The 17,789-nt window shown below is 39.7% G+C and carries 16 protein-coding genes; 9 read left to right on the plus strand and 7 right to left on the minus strand.

Annotation, left to right across the window (positions count from 1 at the left end):
* The first annotated feature begins 5 nt into the window (after positions 1–5).
* From AC1M9F_RS08535 to AC1M9F_RS08545, 3 genes are all read left to right on the plus strand, one after another.
* The gene (locus AC1M9F_RS08535) at positions 6–143 is read left to right on the plus strand and encodes a hypothetical protein (protein WP_179998737.1); all 138 of its coding nucleotides are present in this window, start codon (positions 6–8) and stop codon (positions 141–143) included.
* Between the two features lie 553 nt (positions 144–696).
* Positions 697–1,662, plus strand: coding sequence for an RluA family pseudouridine synthase (locus tag AC1M9F_RS08540; protein WP_035264199.1), 966 nt, complete (start codon positions 697–699; stop codon positions 1,660–1,662).
* 126 nt (positions 1,663–1,788) lie between these two features.
* Entirely contained in the window at positions 1,789–2,457 is a 669-nt protein-coding gene (locus AC1M9F_RS08545) for an HAD family hydrolase (protein WP_481597545.1), read from the plus strand.
* 43 nt (positions 2,458–2,500) lie between these two features.
* Here the strand turns inward: AC1M9F_RS08545 and hcaR are convergent, their stop codons facing one another.
* Complete coding sequence (hcaR, locus tag AC1M9F_RS08550) at positions 2,501–3,406, minus strand: DNA-binding transcriptional regulator HcaR (RefSeq protein WP_092766703.1); 906 nt, start codon at positions 3,404–3,406, stop codon at positions 2,501–2,503.
* A 681-nt stretch (positions 3,407–4,087) separates the two neighbouring features.
* Here hcaR and AC1M9F_RS08555 point away from each other — a divergent pair.
* Positions 4,088–5,209, plus strand: a complete 1,122-nt coding sequence (locus AC1M9F_RS08555) for an MBL fold metallo-hydrolase (protein ID WP_481597546.1) — start codon at positions 4,088–4,090, stop codon at positions 5,207–5,209.
* Positions 5,210–5,255: 46 nt separating this feature from the next.
* Here AC1M9F_RS08555 and AC1M9F_RS08560 read toward each other — a convergent pair whose 3' ends face one another.
* Both AC1M9F_RS08560 and AC1M9F_RS08565 read right to left on the minus strand, forming a co-directional pair.
* Positions 5,256–6,776 carry a catalase gene (locus AC1M9F_RS08560; RefSeq protein WP_035264193.1) on the minus strand — a complete coding sequence of 507 codons (1,521 nt, stop codon included), beginning with the start codon at positions 6,774–6,776 and terminating at the stop codon, positions 5,256–5,258.
* Positions 6,777–7,202: 426 nt separating this feature from the next.
* The gene (locus AC1M9F_RS08565; protein WP_481597547.1) at positions 7,203–9,440 is read right to left on the minus strand and encodes a fatty acid desaturase; all 2,238 of its coding nucleotides are present in this window, start codon (positions 9,438–9,440) and stop codon (positions 7,203–7,205) included.
* A gap of 110 nt (positions 9,441–9,550) precedes the next feature.
* Between AC1M9F_RS08565 and AC1M9F_RS08570 the strand changes: the two genes are divergently transcribed.
* Both AC1M9F_RS08570 and AC1M9F_RS08575 read left to right on the plus strand, forming a co-directional pair.
* The gene (locus AC1M9F_RS08570) at positions 9,551–10,567 is read left to right on the plus strand and encodes an AraC family transcriptional regulator (protein WP_481597548.1); all 1,017 of its coding nucleotides are present in this window, start codon (positions 9,551–9,553) and stop codon (positions 10,565–10,567) included.
* Positions 10,568–10,718: 151 nt separating this feature from the next.
* On the plus strand, positions 10,719–12,371 hold the full coding sequence (locus AC1M9F_RS08575; protein ID WP_481597549.1) for an acyl-CoA dehydrogenase family protein: 1,653 nt from the start codon (positions 10,719–10,721) through the stop codon (positions 12,369–12,371).
* 139 nt (positions 12,372–12,510) lie between these two features.
* Here AC1M9F_RS08575 and AC1M9F_RS08580 read toward each other — a convergent pair whose 3' ends face one another.
* From AC1M9F_RS08580 to AC1M9F_RS08595, 4 genes are all read right to left on the minus strand, one after another.
* A complete protein-coding gene (locus AC1M9F_RS08580; protein ID WP_481597550.1) occupies positions 12,511–12,993 on the minus strand; it encodes a hypothetical protein in 483 nt (160 codons plus the stop codon).
* 92 nt (positions 12,994–13,085) lie between these two features.
* Positions 13,086–13,886, minus strand: coding sequence for an SDR family NAD(P)-dependent oxidoreductase (locus tag AC1M9F_RS08585; RefSeq protein WP_481597551.1), 801 nt, complete (start codon positions 13,884–13,886; stop codon positions 13,086–13,088).
* A gap of 14 nt (positions 13,887–13,900) precedes the next feature.
* On the minus strand, positions 13,901–14,815 hold the full coding sequence (locus AC1M9F_RS08590; protein ID WP_481597552.1) for an SMP-30/gluconolactonase/LRE family protein: 915 nt from the start codon (positions 14,813–14,815) through the stop codon (positions 13,901–13,903).
* 68 nt (positions 14,816–14,883) lie between these two features.
* Positions 14,884–15,795, minus strand: a complete 912-nt coding sequence (locus AC1M9F_RS08595; RefSeq protein ID WP_481597553.1) for an NADP-dependent oxidoreductase — start codon at positions 15,793–15,795, stop codon at positions 14,884–14,886.
* A gap of 117 nt (positions 15,796–15,912) precedes the next feature.
* Here AC1M9F_RS08595 and AC1M9F_RS08600 point away from each other — a divergent pair, with 117 nt between their 5' ends.
* The 3 genes from AC1M9F_RS08600 to AC1M9F_RS08610 all read left to right on the plus strand — a co-directional run bounded on the left by AC1M9F_RS08600 (position 15,913) and on the right by AC1M9F_RS08610 (position 17,767).
* Positions 15,913–16,815: a LysR substrate-binding domain-containing protein gene (locus AC1M9F_RS08600; RefSeq protein WP_481597554.1), complete on the plus strand. Its 903-nt coding sequence runs from the start codon at positions 15,913–15,915 to the stop codon at positions 16,813–16,815.
* A 102-nt stretch (positions 16,816–16,917) separates the two neighbouring features.
* Positions 16,918–17,466 carry a hypothetical protein gene (locus tag AC1M9F_RS08605; RefSeq protein WP_481597555.1) on the plus strand — a complete coding sequence of 183 codons (549 nt, stop codon included), beginning with the start codon at positions 16,918–16,920 and terminating at the stop codon, positions 17,464–17,466.
* 115 nt (positions 17,467–17,581) lie between these two features.
* Positions 17,582–17,767 carry a DUF7230 family protein gene (locus AC1M9F_RS08610; protein ID WP_481596209.1) on the plus strand — a complete coding sequence of 62 codons (186 nt, stop codon included), beginning with the start codon at positions 17,582–17,584 and terminating at the stop codon, positions 17,765–17,767.
* The last annotated feature ends 22 nt before the right edge of the window (positions 17,768–17,789 follow it).

The raw sequence follows: 17,789 nt of genomic DNA on the forward strand, positions 1-17,789 counted from the left end.
CCCGCATGGATCAATTCCTAGATCACCATAATCAGTTTGATCTAAGTGTATTACCGGCCTTTATTGATGGGCTTCGGTATTTTGATTCACGTATTGATGATGGCAATACGGCTTTAATCCTGTCACTGATTAAAGAAGCCTGAACATTCACTGGCGGACTAACGGTGCATTGGATGTTCGTTACTTTCACTGTCACATTGCTCGAAGATCATCTCTTCAATTTTTTGATAGAGTGTCTTGATACGGAATTATCGTCGTATCTTTACAAATTGTGCAGATCCAATGCATCTAACGTTATAGCCTGAATGAGAAATCAGGTTGCGACTATTCTGATGTGTATCAGTTAACGTTTAAAAACCAACATAATTGTTGGCGACATATTTTTTTAAACAAACTGATTTATGTGCAAAAGCACAATTAAACGCAACAGTTTGTCTTTTTGCCGATATAATAAGCCTTCGGCGTTGGCATATTCTTTTGGGACCATTCCGAGTTTATGCTAAACAAAAATTTAGTTTGAATTTCAAAATTTTGAAATCTCTAAACAAATGTTCACTTACGGCGGTATCCGTGCGCTGACTATAGCAAACCTTAGATCATCTGCCTATGGGCTACACAGACATTTCTAGTCAATTGGGTAGTCTAAATGATCAGTTTTTAATCGAATTTAGTATTTTTTTAGGTCAACGTAACTGTATGAATTCTACGCAAGAATGGCAAAGCGTCACTTGGTTTGAAGTGGATGAGCACCAATTGGGGCAACGCATCGACAATTTTCTATTCGCTCGTCTTAAAGGAGTACCGAAAAGTCGAATCTATCGTTTAATTCGTGAAGGTCAGGTGCGGGTCAACAAAAAGCGTGTGAAAGCGGAAACCAAATTAAATATTGGTGATCAAATCCGTGTTGCACCGATTCGTTATGAACAAAAAGATGAATCTCAAGCTCCAGTATCAGACAAAGTCGCGCAGGGCTTGTTAAGCCGTGTGGTTTATGAAGATGAAGGTCTTTTAGTGGTGAACAAACCTTCTGGGATTGCGGTGCACGGTGGAAGTGGTGTGGCGTATGGCTTAATTGAAGGCTTACGCGCAGCGACAGGGAAAAAATATTTAGAACTGATCCATCGTATTGACCGAGATACTTCAGGCTTGGTGATGATTTCTAAAAAGCGTAGCGTATTAAAAACACTTCAAGATATGCTTCGTGAACACAAGATTCAAAAAACTTATGCTGCTGTGGTGAAAGGCCAAGTAACACTAGATTCCCAATTAATCGATGCACCATTACATCGCTATGAGTTAGCCAATGGTGAACGTCGAGTGCGTGTATCTAAAGAAGGAAAGCCTTCAAAAACCCAATGGAAGGTAGCAGAACGCTTTATGCATGCATCACTCGTGTATGCATCACCGCTTTCTGGTCGTACACATCAAATTCGCGTACATGGACTCAGTATTGGTCATCCCTTGGTGGGTGATGAAAAGTACGGGCATGAGACGGAATATCGTGGACCTAAACCACGTCGTTTATGTTTACACGCAATGCGCTTAGAGATTCCTGGATATCCAGTAATTGAAGCACCATTGCCTGAGGATATGCAAAGCCTGGTTGCACAACTTCGCGCACAAAAAGCGGATAAACCTGTAGTGCAGTCTCAACAAGACTGATTGCGTCTCAGTGGTTGTGTAAGGATTGAATCATTGTGTCATGACGAGGTCATGCAACGATGAGATCTTAATATGTCAATATGATATTTAAATGGCATCTACCCGATCAAAATTAGGATACAAAATATGACATCAGCGGTAAAACTCATTATTTTTGATTGGGATGGCACCTTATTTGATTCAGTGGGTCAAATTGTTGAAAGTTTAAAATTTGCCGCCAAACAATTTAATCAACCTTTGACTGATGAGGATGCTAAAAGCATTATTGGCTTAGGATTACCTGAAGTAGCGCAGGTTTTATTTCCTCAGGTTCCTGATTTACACGAGGCAATTTTACAGTCTTATTCAGCGCATTATGTTGAGCACTCGAAACATGATCGTTGGTTTGATGGTGTGGCTGCAATGTTGCATGATCTCAAAGAGTCAGGTATTCATTTGGCTGTTGCGACAGGAAAAAGTCGTAAGGGGCTAGATCGAGTACTGGGGCAAACTCAGAGTGTGAGTTTGTTTTCAGCGACACGTGCAGCCAGTGAAACAAAATCAAAACCAGATCCGTTGATGTTGGCTGAAATTTTAGCCGAAACTGGTTTTAATGCAGATCAAGCGATAATGGTAGGAGATACTTCATACGATCTTGAAATGGCATTGAATATTCGTATGCCAAGTGTAGGGGTGACGTATGGCGTTCATGTACCTGAGGTACTACAGCAATATCATCCACTTGCGGTCGTGGATTCCATTGATGAATTACATCAACTTTTAAAAAATTTGATTAATCAGTCAGTTGCTTGCTAAATCACATCGATAAAAAACCCGCTCAATTCAGCGGGTTTTTTATTCACGTTGAACTTTGATTAAAGTCTAAATAAAAGACTTTTGAAAGTAACTCCATAAATTTTTGCACAGCAATACCAGTGGCATTCTTGCGATAACTTACAAAGAGATCAAGCGAAGGTAGCTCTACATCGAGTGGACGAGTCACACTATTTTCCAAGAGAAGTGGCATAATATAGCCAGGAAGAATCGTACACCCTAAGCCAATACCAATAGAGTTAATGTTAAACAAGATATTGTCAGCTTTTTGAACAATTTTAAAAGAAACGCCATTTTGTTCAGCAAAGCCTAAAATGGTGTCATGCAGGGTCTTAGATTGCTCATCTGAAGGGATCACAAAATCAATGCCATCAAGCGCTTTTACAGGAATACGATCGTACTTTGCCAAAGGGTGATCTTTAGGCAGAATAAAAACTAAAGGCTCACGGAGTACAAAGCGACTCTCGATCTCTTCAGAATCTAAACGTTGACGAGTAAAAGTAATGTCCAATTCACCTTTCTTTATGCCTTTGAATTGCTCAATATTATTTAAGCTTTGTAATTCAATTTTTAATTCGGGATTTTGAACACGTAAGTTAGGTAATACATAAGGAAAGATTTTCATTTCTGCAACTGGCACAAAACCAATGCGTAGCATTTTTTGTTTTGCTTTAGACACTTGGCGCGCCATATTAATTGCTTTTTCTGCTTGAGCAATGGTGAGTCTCGCCTGTTCCAGAAACACAGCGCCTTCTTCGGTCAATTCAACTTTTCGTTTGGTTCGATTTAGTAAACGCACACCAACATCTTCTTCTAAATCTTTGATTTGTTGGCTGAGTGAAGGCTGTGCTGTGTAGAGCTTAAGTGCAGCTTTGCTAAAATTAAGCTCTTCTGCAACTGTAATAAAATAGCGCAAATGCCGTAATTCCATATAGCCTTCCAGAGAATAATCTAAAAAATGTCTTAATGTTGCTAAAGATGAGTATAAGTGAAATTGATCAATAAGTAGATGTATTTTGGTATTTAGTTAGTGAATGAAGCATTTTTTTGTATTTTAAAATTTACATGCATTTAATTTCTTACTTAGATAGAAATTTTAGATTTCAAGATCGAACTCTCATCGTGAATGAGTGACTGATTTGTATAGGTTTAGAAAAGATTGTATCTATTAAAGTTGAAACCAATTGTTTCGGCTTTAAGTCTATGAAAAATAATAATGTAGAGAAAAGTACGTTGAAGCTTTGGGAGATCAGTTGTTCAGTGTTAAATCACATCCTAAACAAAATTTAACTTCCTCTATTTAAGATTTCTGTGGGTGATTAAAAAAACATCAAAAATCAGAAAAAAACAACAAAATCATAAACAAAAAGAAAGTCTGAGTTGTATATGATGAATAATAGAGGGATGATTGGTGTTCTATTTCACAATTTATTGATGAAATTATAACCACTTCATGGGAATTGAGATTGATGTTGTCTTAAATGAAACACGAACAGTGTATCTTTTAAAAACATAATTTAAAAATGCGAATAGATGATGAACATAATCTATTTATATAACTGAATAATCAACTATTTCAAAATCGCTTCGGTTTAAGGTGCTTACATTTATTATGTCTAATTTGACTGATATTCCAACGACGACTTCGAGTAATCCAGAGTCTACACTTGTTGTTGGACGGAAGCCGCAAGATTCTAATCTGCACTATCAACTAAAGACTGAAGATTGTATTCGGCATGTGTGGTTTAAACCAAAACTTAAATTGGTTTCACTGGATCACCATAATGGGCAAAGATTCGTTAATCAGGAACCACGTCCTGCACAGCTCAACCAATGGAATTTATATAAATGGTTGATGGCTCGTAAAAGCTTTACCTGGCAAGGTGATTTCACGAAAGAGCAACAGGACTTTATTCAAACCAAACGTGCTAAGCCTGAGGCCCGTCCGCATGCAGATTTAGAAGATTGGCAAGTATGGTTTGTTGGTCATGCTACGGTTTTAATTCAAATTGGTCCATATAACTTCTTAACCGACCCTGTATGGGCGGATTATGTAAGCCCAAAGCACGGGAGTGGACCGAAACGTGTTATCCCTGCAGGGATTGCACTTGAAGATTTACCACAGATTCACGCAGTATTACTCAGTCATAATCACTATGATCATATGGATTTAGCGAGTTTGAATTGGCTACATCAAAAATTTGCTATGCCGATCTATACAGGTCTAGGAAATGCAGCCTATTTGCCGAAAGCATTTCATGTGATTGAGATGGATTGGTGGCAGTCTGCCTTATTCAAAGATTTTAAAATTGTCTACACGCCTGCCCAACATGGTTCTGGTCGAGGGCTTCGTGATCAAAACCTTGCATTATGGGGTGGTTTTTCAATTTTATCTGAGCATGGTCATTGTTACTTTGCTGGTGATACAGGCTATGCACAACATTTTAAAGAGATTCACCAGCGCTTAGGTGCACCAAGGATTGCTTTACTGCCAATCGGTGCATATGAACCAAGAGTATTGATGCAATATCTACATATGAATCCTGCTGATGCATTCCAAGCACATAAAGATTTACACGCAAAACGTTCACTAGCGATTCACTATCGTACTTTTCAGTTAACAGATGAAGATCGAAATCAACCTGAGTTGGATCTGCACCAAGCGATGAAAAATGCATCTAAATTTATCAGTCCGTTTTATTGTATTCGGGAAGGTAAAAAACTAATTGTTTGAATAAAAAAAACCGCTGATAACAGCGGTTTTTTTATGGAGATATTAATTAAAGTAAGCCAGGATTTCCTTGTGCTGGGTCAGTTGCACGTGCAGCCTGTGCATCAGCTACGGTCATGCCTAATGCTTTTGCAACACCCTCGCCATATGCTGGGTCACAAGCATAGCAGTTACGAATATGACGATACTTAATGAAATCTAATGCATCGCCCATTGCTGCGGCTGTATTGTCAAATAAAGCCTGTTTTTGCTGATCATTCATGAGATTGAATAATGCGCGTGGTTGACTGAAATAGTCATTATCATCTTCGCGGTAATCCCAGAAATCTGCCGCACCAGAAATTTTTAATGGTGGCTCTTTATATTGTGGCTGTTCCTGCCATTGGCTGAAACTATTTGGTTCATAGTGTGGCAAAGCACCATAGTTACCATCAGTACGACCTTGACCATCGCGACGGTTTGAGTGAACAGGGCAACGCGGTGCATTCACTGGAATTTGATAATGGTTAACACCAACACGGTAGCGTGCAGCATCTGCATAGTTGAACAGACGTGCTTGAAGCATACGGTCAGGTGAGAAGCTGATGCCTGGCACTAAGTTACTTGGAGCAAAGGCAGCTTGTTCTACGTCTTGGAAGTAGTTTTCAGGGTTACGATTAAGTTCGAATTCACCGACTTCGATCAAAGGATAGTCCCCTTTAGGCCATACTTTGGTTAAGTCAAATGGGTGATATGGAACTTTCTCTGCATCTAACTCAGGCATGATTTGGACGTACATTTTCCATTTCGGGAAATCACCACGTTCAATCGCATCAAATAAGTCAGTTTGAGAACTTTCGCGATCTTTCGCAATAATCGCTTCAGCTTCTGCATCAGTTAAATTCTTAATGCCTTGTTGCGTGCGCATATGGAATTTAACCCAGAAGCGTTCGTTGTTGGCATTAATGAAACTGAAGGTATGGCTACCAAAACCATGCATGTGACGGTAACCATCTGGGATACCTCGGTCTGACATGACAATCGTCACTTGATGTAATGCTTCTGGAAGTAAAGTCCAAAAATCCCAGTTGTTGGTTGCACTACGTTTGTTGGTTTTAGGATCGCGTTTAACTGCTTTGTTTAAGTCAGGGAACTTACGCGCATCACGTAAGAAGAAAACTGGAGTGTTATTACCTACTAAATCCCAGTTACCTTCTTCAGTGTAGAATTTCATTGCGAAACCGCGGATATCACGTTCAGCATCTGCTGCACCACGTTCGCCAGCAACTGTAGAGAAGCGCACAAAAATATCGGTTTTTTTACCGATTTCAGAGAATAATTTAGCGCGAGTATATTGCGTAATATCATGGGTAACAGTGAAGGTACCAAATGCCCCAGAACCTTTCGCGTGCATACGACGCTCAGGAATCACTTCACGAACGAAGTTGCCTAATTTTTCATTCAGCCATAAATCTTGTGCAAGTAAAGGACCACGTGCACCTGCTGTCATACTGTTTTGGTTGTCTACTACAGGAGCACCAGCATCAGTTGTTAAGTGGGTGACAGGACATTTTTTTGAGTCATCGCTCATATTCATTCTCCATTTATAATATATGCCTTTCTTGATGGTTGGCTGAGCATTCACTTTTATAAGTTCTAGCGCCTCCAATATCAGAGACATGAACGGTTTTGTTCGATCATTCTAAAGCAACATTGTGACAAGAATGTGTGTTTTATTGAGTTTACAAATTCATCATAAATCATGATGCGTTCAATTGGAGTGTTTAATTTGTAAATAAAATTCCAATTACCCTCATATAAATTAAGGGTTTATTTGAATATTCACCAATAGAATATTTGGTTCAAGTTAAAAGGATTTAACGATGATTTACAGTAAGGTTTTGGTTGTGTAATTTTTGGATATGAATCATAAGTTTGGTTGTTTAAGTGTTTGAATCTTACTGTCATGAAGCATTGCATGATTACTTCATGACGGCGATTAACTTAAGAATCTTTGTTAAACATCAAGCACAATGATTGGTGAGCGAGCCACAGTGTTGCATAGGGTAATGCGATGTTGAATAGTGGATGAATTAACTTCTAATTGAGTTTGACCTTCCAATTTAGTGCATACACAGGCTTTGCATAAACCTTGTCGACAACCGCTTGGCAGTTTTAGTCCAGCCCAACGCGCGGCTTCAAGTAAAGTGACATTCCCTTCAATATCGATACTTTTATTACTCTTTTTGAAAATCACTCGACGTGTAACCCCATCAGACTCAAAACTGAGAGGAGCAGGTTTAAAATTTTCTGTGTGAAATGCTGCTGCTTTAATGCCTGCTTGAATAAGTTGTTGGCGAGCAGAATCGATTAATGCTTGAGGGGCGCAGGCATATACGTGTTGGCATTTAAAATCTCGAATATAAGGTTGGAAAATTTCAAGACTAAAACGTCCTTGTCGTAAATCAGATGTCGACTCGTTCTGAACTTTGGAGCAGATGAAGTGAACATTCAAATTCGAATGCCCCGCGATTTGACGAATCTCATTTTCAAACAAAATAGAGTTTTCATCGTGGTTAAAGTAAAACAAATGAGCTTCAGCTTTACTTTCGATACGCTGATATTTTCTTAACATACTTAAAATTGGTGTAATACCGACTCCTGCTGCGATAAAGATTAACTTCGGCGGGAGGGTGTCTAAAACAAAATCAGGTGTAGATTGTGGTGGACTTACAATCGTCACCTCTGTATTTACAGGAACATGATCATGAATATAGTGAGAAACGATGCCCGCAGGTGTACGTTTCACTGCTATTTCAAAATAGCCATCTGCGCTTTGGCTTTCATGCAATAAGCTGTATTGACGAATATAAGTTTGCCCATTTATTTCAAAGCTTAATGAAATAAATGCACCTGCCTGCCATTTTAAATGTTCCCAGCCTTGAGGCTTGCTCATTTTGAGTGTTTTGACTTGACCATTAAGCTGTATTTCGACTTGTATAACTTTTGCCGACGCATTATAGAACTGTGGCTTGTGTAAATATGTCATGGTTGAGGGTGGCTGATATTGAATTCCTCGTTTGATACGTTTTAATAATTCTTTTGGTCGAATGAGTAATTTGAAAGGGTTATTTTTTTCTTGATTACCAAAAGGTAGAGTCCTTTTAATGAGGCTGAGCGGTATCGCTGGAATCAGCTTTTCCATGGGTGAATTGTGATAAGGCAAATGATATTTTTCACAAATACTACGTACTACAGCTTTGATTTGTCTTTGACGATTACATGCTAAATCTGGAAATAAATGATGCTCAAGATGTGTATCTAATCCGCCATAAAAGATTTCAAATGGAGGTGGATTTGGATACGGGACCTCATCATCAAGGATTTTTTTGAGAAACTGATCCAGCGGTGCATATGGGATAAAATTGGTGGTACTTTTAATCTGTCGTATGAAATATTCTTCTTGCGTCTCATCAGGTCCAGGATCTGAATAAAGCTCCAAATTTTCAGCGTGATGTTCTAAGAAGAGGATATGAAGTAAAAAACCATAGCCTATCGTTGTTGTAAGATAATTTCCGATAAAAACAGGTAATTTTTTTGACCATTTTGCAGCGACTGGTGCTTCAATAAACTGTTTTTGAGCATGAGCTTTTATGAGACGAAATGATTGAGTAAAGGTTTCTTTGGAAAGGATTTTTCGACCTTCTGTACGTGCTGCTGATGTGGCTGTATAGAGTGTGAAATAGTAGGATGGAGTGATCATCAGCGCACTGTAAATCAGCAATTGAACACTGTGATGCCCATACCAGCTTTGACCTGCCAAGCTTCTTAAAAAGGAATACCCTAAATCATGATCTTTGCCAACGATGTTGGTAAATGGATGATGATTTTGATGATGCATGACGCGCCATTCACGAGGATCAGTCACAAAGTCCCATACCCAGCGTTCTGAGTGAAACTCGGTTGCTTGGGGGAGGTGATCATAACTTCCGTGCATGATGTTATGACCGAGCTCTGAAAATTCGAGTAGGGTGTGTAAACAACCCAGAATAATGCCCCGTCCCCAAGATTCTAAACTTACACATTCACGAATAAGTTGATCACTGCGTAATTTTATAGCCTTTGAATATGCAGCAACATTTCGAATATGATCAATATCTTGGTCGTTCATCTCGGCTTTGGTTTTTTGATATAACGCCGTGAGTTCATTGACCAGGCTTTGCTGTTCCTCAGCAAGATTGGTATACATGTTCATAAAAAATTCCATTTTCTTTTTTTATGAATATAAGAGATTGAATTCACTTGTAGAATGATAATTAAACAGTTAAATTTGACATTAGATGACAAATAAAAACGCGAATAATGATGCTTAATTCATGGAAGTTTTTAAGGGAAGCGAATACAGCTCGGGTACTATGTCATGTTGCTGAAAACTACGGTATTACTTTTGAGCAATGCCTAGAAAATACACAACTGACGAAACAGGATCTTTATCGAGAAAATTTTGAAATCCAAGAGCGAAATGAATTACAGATCATTAGAAATATTCTGAATCTAATCTCTGATGAACATCCCATTGCGCTGGAAGCTGGGCTTCGACATCACACCACCACATTAGGGGCTTGGGGATTTGCAATTTTAAGTAGTGCCAATGTCAGAGAAGCGTTGTTGATTGCGATACGTTATCTGAAATTAGGCGCAATTTTTTCTGATGTGGCTTTGCAAGAAGATGGTGAATTTACACATTTAAATTTATTTCATCATGACCTAAGTGCTGATATGCAATTATTTATTTTAGAAAGAGATATTGCGACCATCATCACACTTCAAAATGACATTCTTGGTGCTCAATTACCATTTCAGATAGATTTAGCGATGACCAAGCCTTGCTATGCAAATCAGATAGAAGAATTAACTGGTTATCCTATTTTTTATGAGAAACCACAAAGTCGAATCACGATTCAATCTGAATTGTTGCTTACCCCATTGCGTCAAGCTGATGACTTCACTTTTATGCGTTACCAAAAAGAGTGTGAGCATGTATTTCGACGCCGAAAAAGCTTAGGGGACTATAGTAAAAAAATACGCGAGTTTTTATTAAAGAATGCATCACAAATGCCGACGATTGAAGATATATCCAAAGCTTTAGCTGTCAATATTCGTACCATTCAGCGCAATTTAGCCAATGAAGGGATTACGTTTCACCAATTGGTTAAAAATTTACGTGAGGATTTGGCAGATGATTTGTTGCTGGGTACTGATCTTACAATTGATCAAATTTCTGAACGGTTGGGTTATGCGGAAGTATCTGTTTTTTCTAGAGCATTCAAGCGCTGTAAGGGTATGCCACCAGCAAAATATCGAAAGATGATGCAACAATAGCAGAACACAATACTGAGATCATATTAAGACGTTAATAAAAATTTAATGACAATTCAGGTCATCATTTGCACTAGATAATCTACTTTCAAAAGCTATACTCGATAATATAAATAATGAAGTTATAGATAAAAATTCCAAAGAGGGTGCGTTTATGTCGGCATGGATGACACATCAAATACATAATCAATTTGATGAGCTTCAAGATTACAATCTATATACAACAGATCCAATCTTACAAGAAATCTTACAGCGTTATGGCAGTAGAAACTCAGTCCATTTAAGTGAATTTGGAGCAGTCGTAGGTTGTGAAAGCTTTTATCACCATGCTGATCTTGCCAATAAACATCCTCCTATTTTACATAGTTTTGATGCTCGAGGTAGACGGGCAGATTTTGTTGAATTTCATCCTTCATGGCACAAATGGATGGCGTTAAATCGTAAATATGCGGTTCATGCACATCCTTTTCTAAATTTCACTCAAGAATCTGGTTGGGTGGATTGGGCAGCAAAATTCTTCCTCAGTGGTCAAGTGGAGTGTGGAAACTTATGTCCAAACTCAATGACCTTGGGCAGCATTCCATTGATTCAAAAAGAACCTGAGCTGTGGAAAAAGCTAGGAGATAAACTTTTATCCACTGAATATGATGAACGCGATTTACCGATTGCTCAGAAAAAATCGATTTGGATTGGAATGGGCATGACTGAAAAGCAGGGTGGTTCTGATGTGCGTGCTAATGAAACGACAGCTGTTCCAGTTGGGCGGTCTGGAAGAGGACAAGCCTATTTACTAACTGGGCATAAATGGTTTTTTTCAGCACCTATGTGCGATGCACATTTGGTTGTTGCTAAAACTGAGCATGATGGATTGGCGTGTTTCTTTGTTCCGCGTTGGTTGGAAGATGGCACAAAAAATGCGATTCATATTCAACGACTCAAAGAGAAGGTTGGAAATCGCAGCAACTCCAGCTCTGAGGTCGAATTTAAAGAAGCTTGGGGCATTATGATGGGGGAGGCTGGACGCGGCATTCCAACGATTATTGAAATGGCGAATTATACCCGATTAACGTGTGCGGTAGGTTCAAGTGGCATTATGCGTCAGGCCCTAGTACAAAGCATTGCCTATACTCGTCAACGTCAAGCATTTGGTAAGAGACTCATTGAGCAGCCATTAATGCGGTCTGTGCTCACAGATCTTGCTTTAGAAACTGAAGCGGCAGTGCAGTTGAGTTTTCATTTGGCTCATTGTTATGAACATGACAGCGAACTTTGTTTGGCATGGAAACGTATCATGACACCAGCAGCAAAATTTTGGATCTGTAAAAGAGCAGTAGAAATGACTGGTGAAATGATGGAAGTCTTTGGTGGCAATGGCTACGTTGAACATGGCATCATGGCTCGTCTCTTTAAAGAAGCACCTGTGAACACCATTTGGGAAGGGTCAGGTAATGTCATGTGTCTCGATGTGCTTCGTGCTATTTCACGTGATCCTGAATCAATCGAGCATTTATTTAAAGATTTAGTATCTACTGCAAGTCAAGACAAAATACTTAATGAAGAGTTGCAGGGACTGTTTAGATTATTTCATCAGGAACCTGATTATTTACAATTTATGGGGAGAAGCTTAGTCAGTCGTTTGGTTGTGCTCTCTCAAGCAGTATTGTTGAAACGTTATGCGCCAGATTTTATTGCCAATGCTTTTATTGCGACACGTTATCAAAAATTTCATGGTCAAGTGGTGGGAATGCTTGATGCGCAAGATGTGGATGTAGACAAGATATTACAACGTGTACTAGCAAGTGCATAAAGATAAAGCAGTTTGGCTCAGTATAGTGATTGATTTAGTAGTTCTTTCAACTACATAAAGATCGCCCGAAGCACTGCTGTCACAGGTTTCGGGCTTTCAATGTGCAAGACATCATTTCTTGTTGATGATTTCCTTAAGGTCATTGTAAGGCATGTGCTTCAGCTAAACCTAAGCTCGTTAAATCAGGGTGAAATAACGATTCATTGGTCGCTTCCGCGAGTTCGATAATATAACCGGGCGCAAGTTCTAAACGACCTTGTGCACCCATAATATTTTCAGTCCGTTTTTGTAGGACTGGAATATTATTTTTCTCAGCTTTACGGTATACCGCTTCAATATCATCCACCACAAACATGATTTTGGTGTCTTGAATAAAATCAGGCAGGGTTGCTAACTTTTCAGGTTCAATCACCACCAGTGAGACATGTCCTAAAATAGACTTTAAACCTACAACCAGCAGGTTGTGATATTCAGCGAGACGGAACACGTATTCCACTTCGCCATCAAAAAAATCCAAGTAATTTCGAATGTATTGTTGTTCTTGGCCTGGTGCTAAAAACACACGTTCATATGGTCCTGAAATTAGATGTTCAGCAAAAACAGTATTTTGTAGATGACTCATGATCAATTCCTTCTTTTTAAAGTCTGAGTGGGGAGAGGGTTCAGCCATTGAATCGGCTGAACCTGTGGATTTATTCGTGAATGAAGTGTGGTTTAAGAGACGGTTGGTTTTTCCGCCAATGGCATACCGTTGAGGAGGTAACCTCCATCGGCAGCAACAACTTGTCCTGTGACGAAAGAGGCTTCATCTGAACTGAGCCATAGTGCAAGATGTGCGACTTCGAGTGGATCTGCACCGCGATGCATTGGGGTAGCTTCTCGAGAATGTTCCTCAAAGTTGGAAATAATGGTGGCAGTTTTATCAGTCATTGGAGTAATGGTATAGCCGGGTACCACGACATTCACCCGAATACCTAAACGTGCATACTCCATCGCCACGACTTTACTGAGACCAATCAATCCTGCTTTTGACGCGGCATAAGCTGCCAAATTCGAAGCGCCAGTTAAGCCACCAATGGATGATGTATTCACAATGGCGCCTTGATTACCTTTTTTCAGCATTAGGCGGACTTCTGCACGCATCAGTAAAAAATTACTGGTTAAATTGACTGAGATAATGTGATCCCAGTCTTTCTTTTCTGCATTGACAATCGGTGCGTGAACTCCCGAGATGCCTGCATTGTTAAACGCAATATCTAAATGACCATAATGTTGTTCAATATACGAAATTAATGATTCAACGTCTTGTTCATCACTGACATCGGCTTTAAAGAAATCAACCTTAAGCTGTGCAGCCTGTGCTTCTTGCTCCAGTGCTGCACCGGCTTTTTCATTACGTGCCACACCAATCACGGTTGCGCCACGTTTGGCATATTCCAAGGCTGCAGCTTTACCAATACCTGAACTGGCGCCTGTGACAAGCACGATCTTATTTTCAAATTGTTGAGTTTTCATTGTTCTTGTCCTATTTAAATTAAGCTATTAGAGAATGGGAGCTTTAAGCCTTTTCTAGGCCATTGAACCTCATATAAGCGACCTGTCGCTGAAGCTGTGATATAGGCTGTTTTCAAATCTGCACCACCAAAACAGATATTGGTCACTGTTGGGTCTTTTACGGGGACTTCCACAAAATCAATGATTTTACCTTCAGGGGAGATGGTGGTAATTCCGCCTTTTGGCATGGTTGCCACACTGACATTACCTTCCGCATCAACCGCCAGCGAGTCTAGGAAAGTAAAGTCACCTAAGCCGATCAGTAACTGTGCACCTTTTTTAAGATTGAGTTCACCAACGCCTGTGACTTCCCACCACCAAATGCGACCTGTAATGGTTTCTGCGATATAAACACGTGTGCCATCGGGTGAAAGACCTACACCATTTGGGGTGAACAAAGGACTAACCAAACGTTTCACTAAGGTTCCATCTAGTTGTCCATAACTTAGAGCCCCTAAATCCATATCATGTTCACGGCGCTGTCCATGATCAGTGAAATAAAAACCGCCCTGACCATCCATGATGAGATCGTTGGGTGCCAAAATTGGACCATCCTCATAACGGGTATATAAATCTTTCACCTCACCTGTTGCAGACACTGTCTGAATTCGCCCGCCAATGTAGTCTTGAGGCTGTGGGCCTGGGGCAATCAAACCCTCATGTTCTTCCCAAGACATTCCGCCGTTGTTGGCAATGTAAAGTGTATTGTTGGGCCCCAAGGCTGCGCCATTTGGTGCTCCTTGAACTTGCGCGAGCACCTGTTGTTCACCATTTGGATAGAGTCGTTTGAGCTGTTGGCTTTTCAGTTCAACCACGATTACTGAGCCATCGTTTAGTGCCACTGGACCTTCAGGAAAGGCCAAATCCTCAGCAAATACTTTAAATTCCATCTTGTGCTCCTGTATTTATTTTTGTCATGTTGTGCTGAGTGCATTGAATGGCTCAGCAATAGGAAGTTTTAAATTTGTTCATCAAAGATCAGCACGCTTTTACCACGAGTGTGACCATTCAAAATATCGTCATAGGCTTGAGCTGCTTGATGGAATGGGTACTGGCGACTCACCACCCAACTGAAACGACCATCAGCAACACGATCTACCACGTATTTCAAATTAGACGGTTTTTTCTTGACCCATACTGCTTGGATTTTGGAAGAGGACAGTTTGCGGCCAGCTGTTGATCCCATAAACCCGCCAGACTTCACTGTTGCTAAAGAGGCTTGAGTGGCTTCTTCATTTCCGGCTAAATCGATCGATGCATCAAAAGGTTCAGGGTGTAACGCCTTTAAACGCTCAATTAAACCATCGCCGTAGACCACAGGTGTTGCACCTAATTCTTTTAAATACTCCTGATTTTTCGCAGATGCAGTCGCGACAACATCAATGCCTTTTTCTTTGGCTAATTGAACAGTAATCGAACCAACACCGCCTGAGGCACCATGGATCAAGAGGGATTTCACTGGGCCCATTTCATCTAAAATGGTCATGGCGGTTTGAGCCACACCCGCTAAAGTCCCTGCGGTTGCCCAATCAAGATTTTGCGGTTTCGCCACTAAAAAATTAATCGGAACATCAATTACAGAAGCATGAGTGAATCCTGCACCAGAACCTAAGACTTCATCACCCACTTTCCATGGGCTCTGCTCACCGTTAATCTCTACAATCACCCCTGCATATTCAGTTCCAAAGGCTTGCGGCATTTGCGCATGCTTGAATTCACCTGTCATACGACGGGCATCAATTGGGTTAATTCCAGCTGCTTTGACTTGGATGCGTGCCATGCCTGCGGCTAAAGGAGGAAGTTGACTTTCAACGAATTCGAGAACATCAGCTTGTCCGTATTCTCTTGCAATCAAAATTGTACTTTTCATTTTCATATCCTTTTTATTTAAATCATATGGGAATATTTGAATTGTAGTCTGTACAAATATATTGAGAAGAGCTAAAAATAAGCATAATTATTCCAAAAATGATACAAGTAGAGCGATATGTTGGATTTAAACAGTTTGAGAGTATTTAGGGATGTGGTCAGTGCAGGCGGGTATTCAGCAGCACATCGGCAAACGGGTCAGTCTCGTGCCACGCTCAGTCGACATATTATGGAGTTAGAAGAGGCCTTGTCTTCACGGCTGATTGAACGGAGCACTCGCAGTTTTCGTTTAACGGAGCAAGGTCAGATACTCTATGAGCGTTGTATCGAGATTTTTGCGCAAGTCGATGATGCCGTGATGATGGTGGAGCATCTACAGCATGAACCGAATGGTTTGGTTCGGATTGCGATTCCGCCCTCGCTGTTGCATTTTCATCAGTTGGGCGATGAAATTTTGCGTTATATGGAGACTTATCCCAAAGTTAAAATCCATCTTGAAGTTTCAAATCGGGCAGTTGATGTCCACAATGAAAATGTTGATTTTGTGATTCGTGCGAGAACCAGTTTAGATTATCCATTGGACTATGTGCCTGTATTGTTGGCAAAAATGAATTTACTCATGGTGGCTCATCCGAAATGGCAAGATCAAGTTAATGGTCAACTTGATGAAATTTTAAAACATGTGCCTGTCATTGCATGGAAGGGCAATGGTGAATATGCCTATTGGCAACTCACGCATAAGATCACAGGTCAAACCATTCAGTATAAAACGCAACCCAAATTAATTGTGGATGATATGCAGATGATGCATCAAGCTGTATTGAAAGGTTTAGGAATCGCCATGATTCCTCAAGTCTACGTGCAGGAGGATTTGGCATTGGGACGATTGATTGAAGTTGGTGCCGAGTCTGAAGCAGTCCCAAGTTTGATCCATGCGGTGCATTTGGGTCAACGTGGCATGCGACCTGCGGTACGACATCTGTTAGATTGGTTAAAGCAAGTCACGCAGAATTTACGTTAATGGTATATAAATATTAGGACGTGGCTGACGCAGTCATTAGTTTATAAAGATACTTTGCGTACAATTCTCATTTTCATAATTAATAGTACATTGAGATTTTGAATGAGTATTACAAAAGAAAAGAATAATTGGCGACTAATATCAGTAGTTCTAACATGTACAATTTTTATAGGATTATATTATTTTTTTAAGGTTTATCCTCAGCAAACAGAACAATCAAGATTACAATTTGCGGAAAAAGTTCTGTCTGCGTTTTTTTGGATAGATATAGCTGATAGAAATCGTATTTATCAGGCTATATTTGATCAAGGTTTAATCCTAAATCCTGTCAATGATGAAATATTTATTAAAGATTTAAACAATTTAAGTATGCTTCATTCACAAAATGAAGGTAAAAGTCTCTTTAGTGTCTTAGAGCGCTATGTACAGTATTCTTCCAGTGATATGAGCAGTGTAAAAGCGCTTTGTTTACAAATGAAATTTGTAAAAGCCTATAGCCAAAAAATAATTGAACAAAATTACACAAGCCAAAGTTTATCTGAAATGCAGAGATCTAATGTAAGAAACTTAGAACTTATCCAACCTTGGCTCACAAATTTAGAATCTTTTGAACAGTTTTATAAGTCGAAAAAAATGATTGTAGATTGTTAAATTAAATCAACTTTAAAAATATCTGAAAAAGGTAATTCAATGCTTGTAAAATGTACAAAAAAGCGTAATATCGCTTTCCCATCATCTAGGGTGGTTAAACTGAAGGTAATATAAAATGGCAAAGAAAAAAGCATTGCCAGAGGTTGTGATTCACAACTTTGTGGCGAAACATATGCATGAGGTCAACAAAAGCCAAGTGTTTATAGATCGTAAGAAAGATGCAAAACGTGGCTACAGCAAGCACAAAAAAGGGAGATGTTCGAATGATTATCTCCCTTTTTTTATATGCCTAAACACGTGAAGGTTAGTCTGCTCCACCGATA

It is taken from the genome of Acinetobacter sp. ANC_7504 (assembly GCF_056779995.1).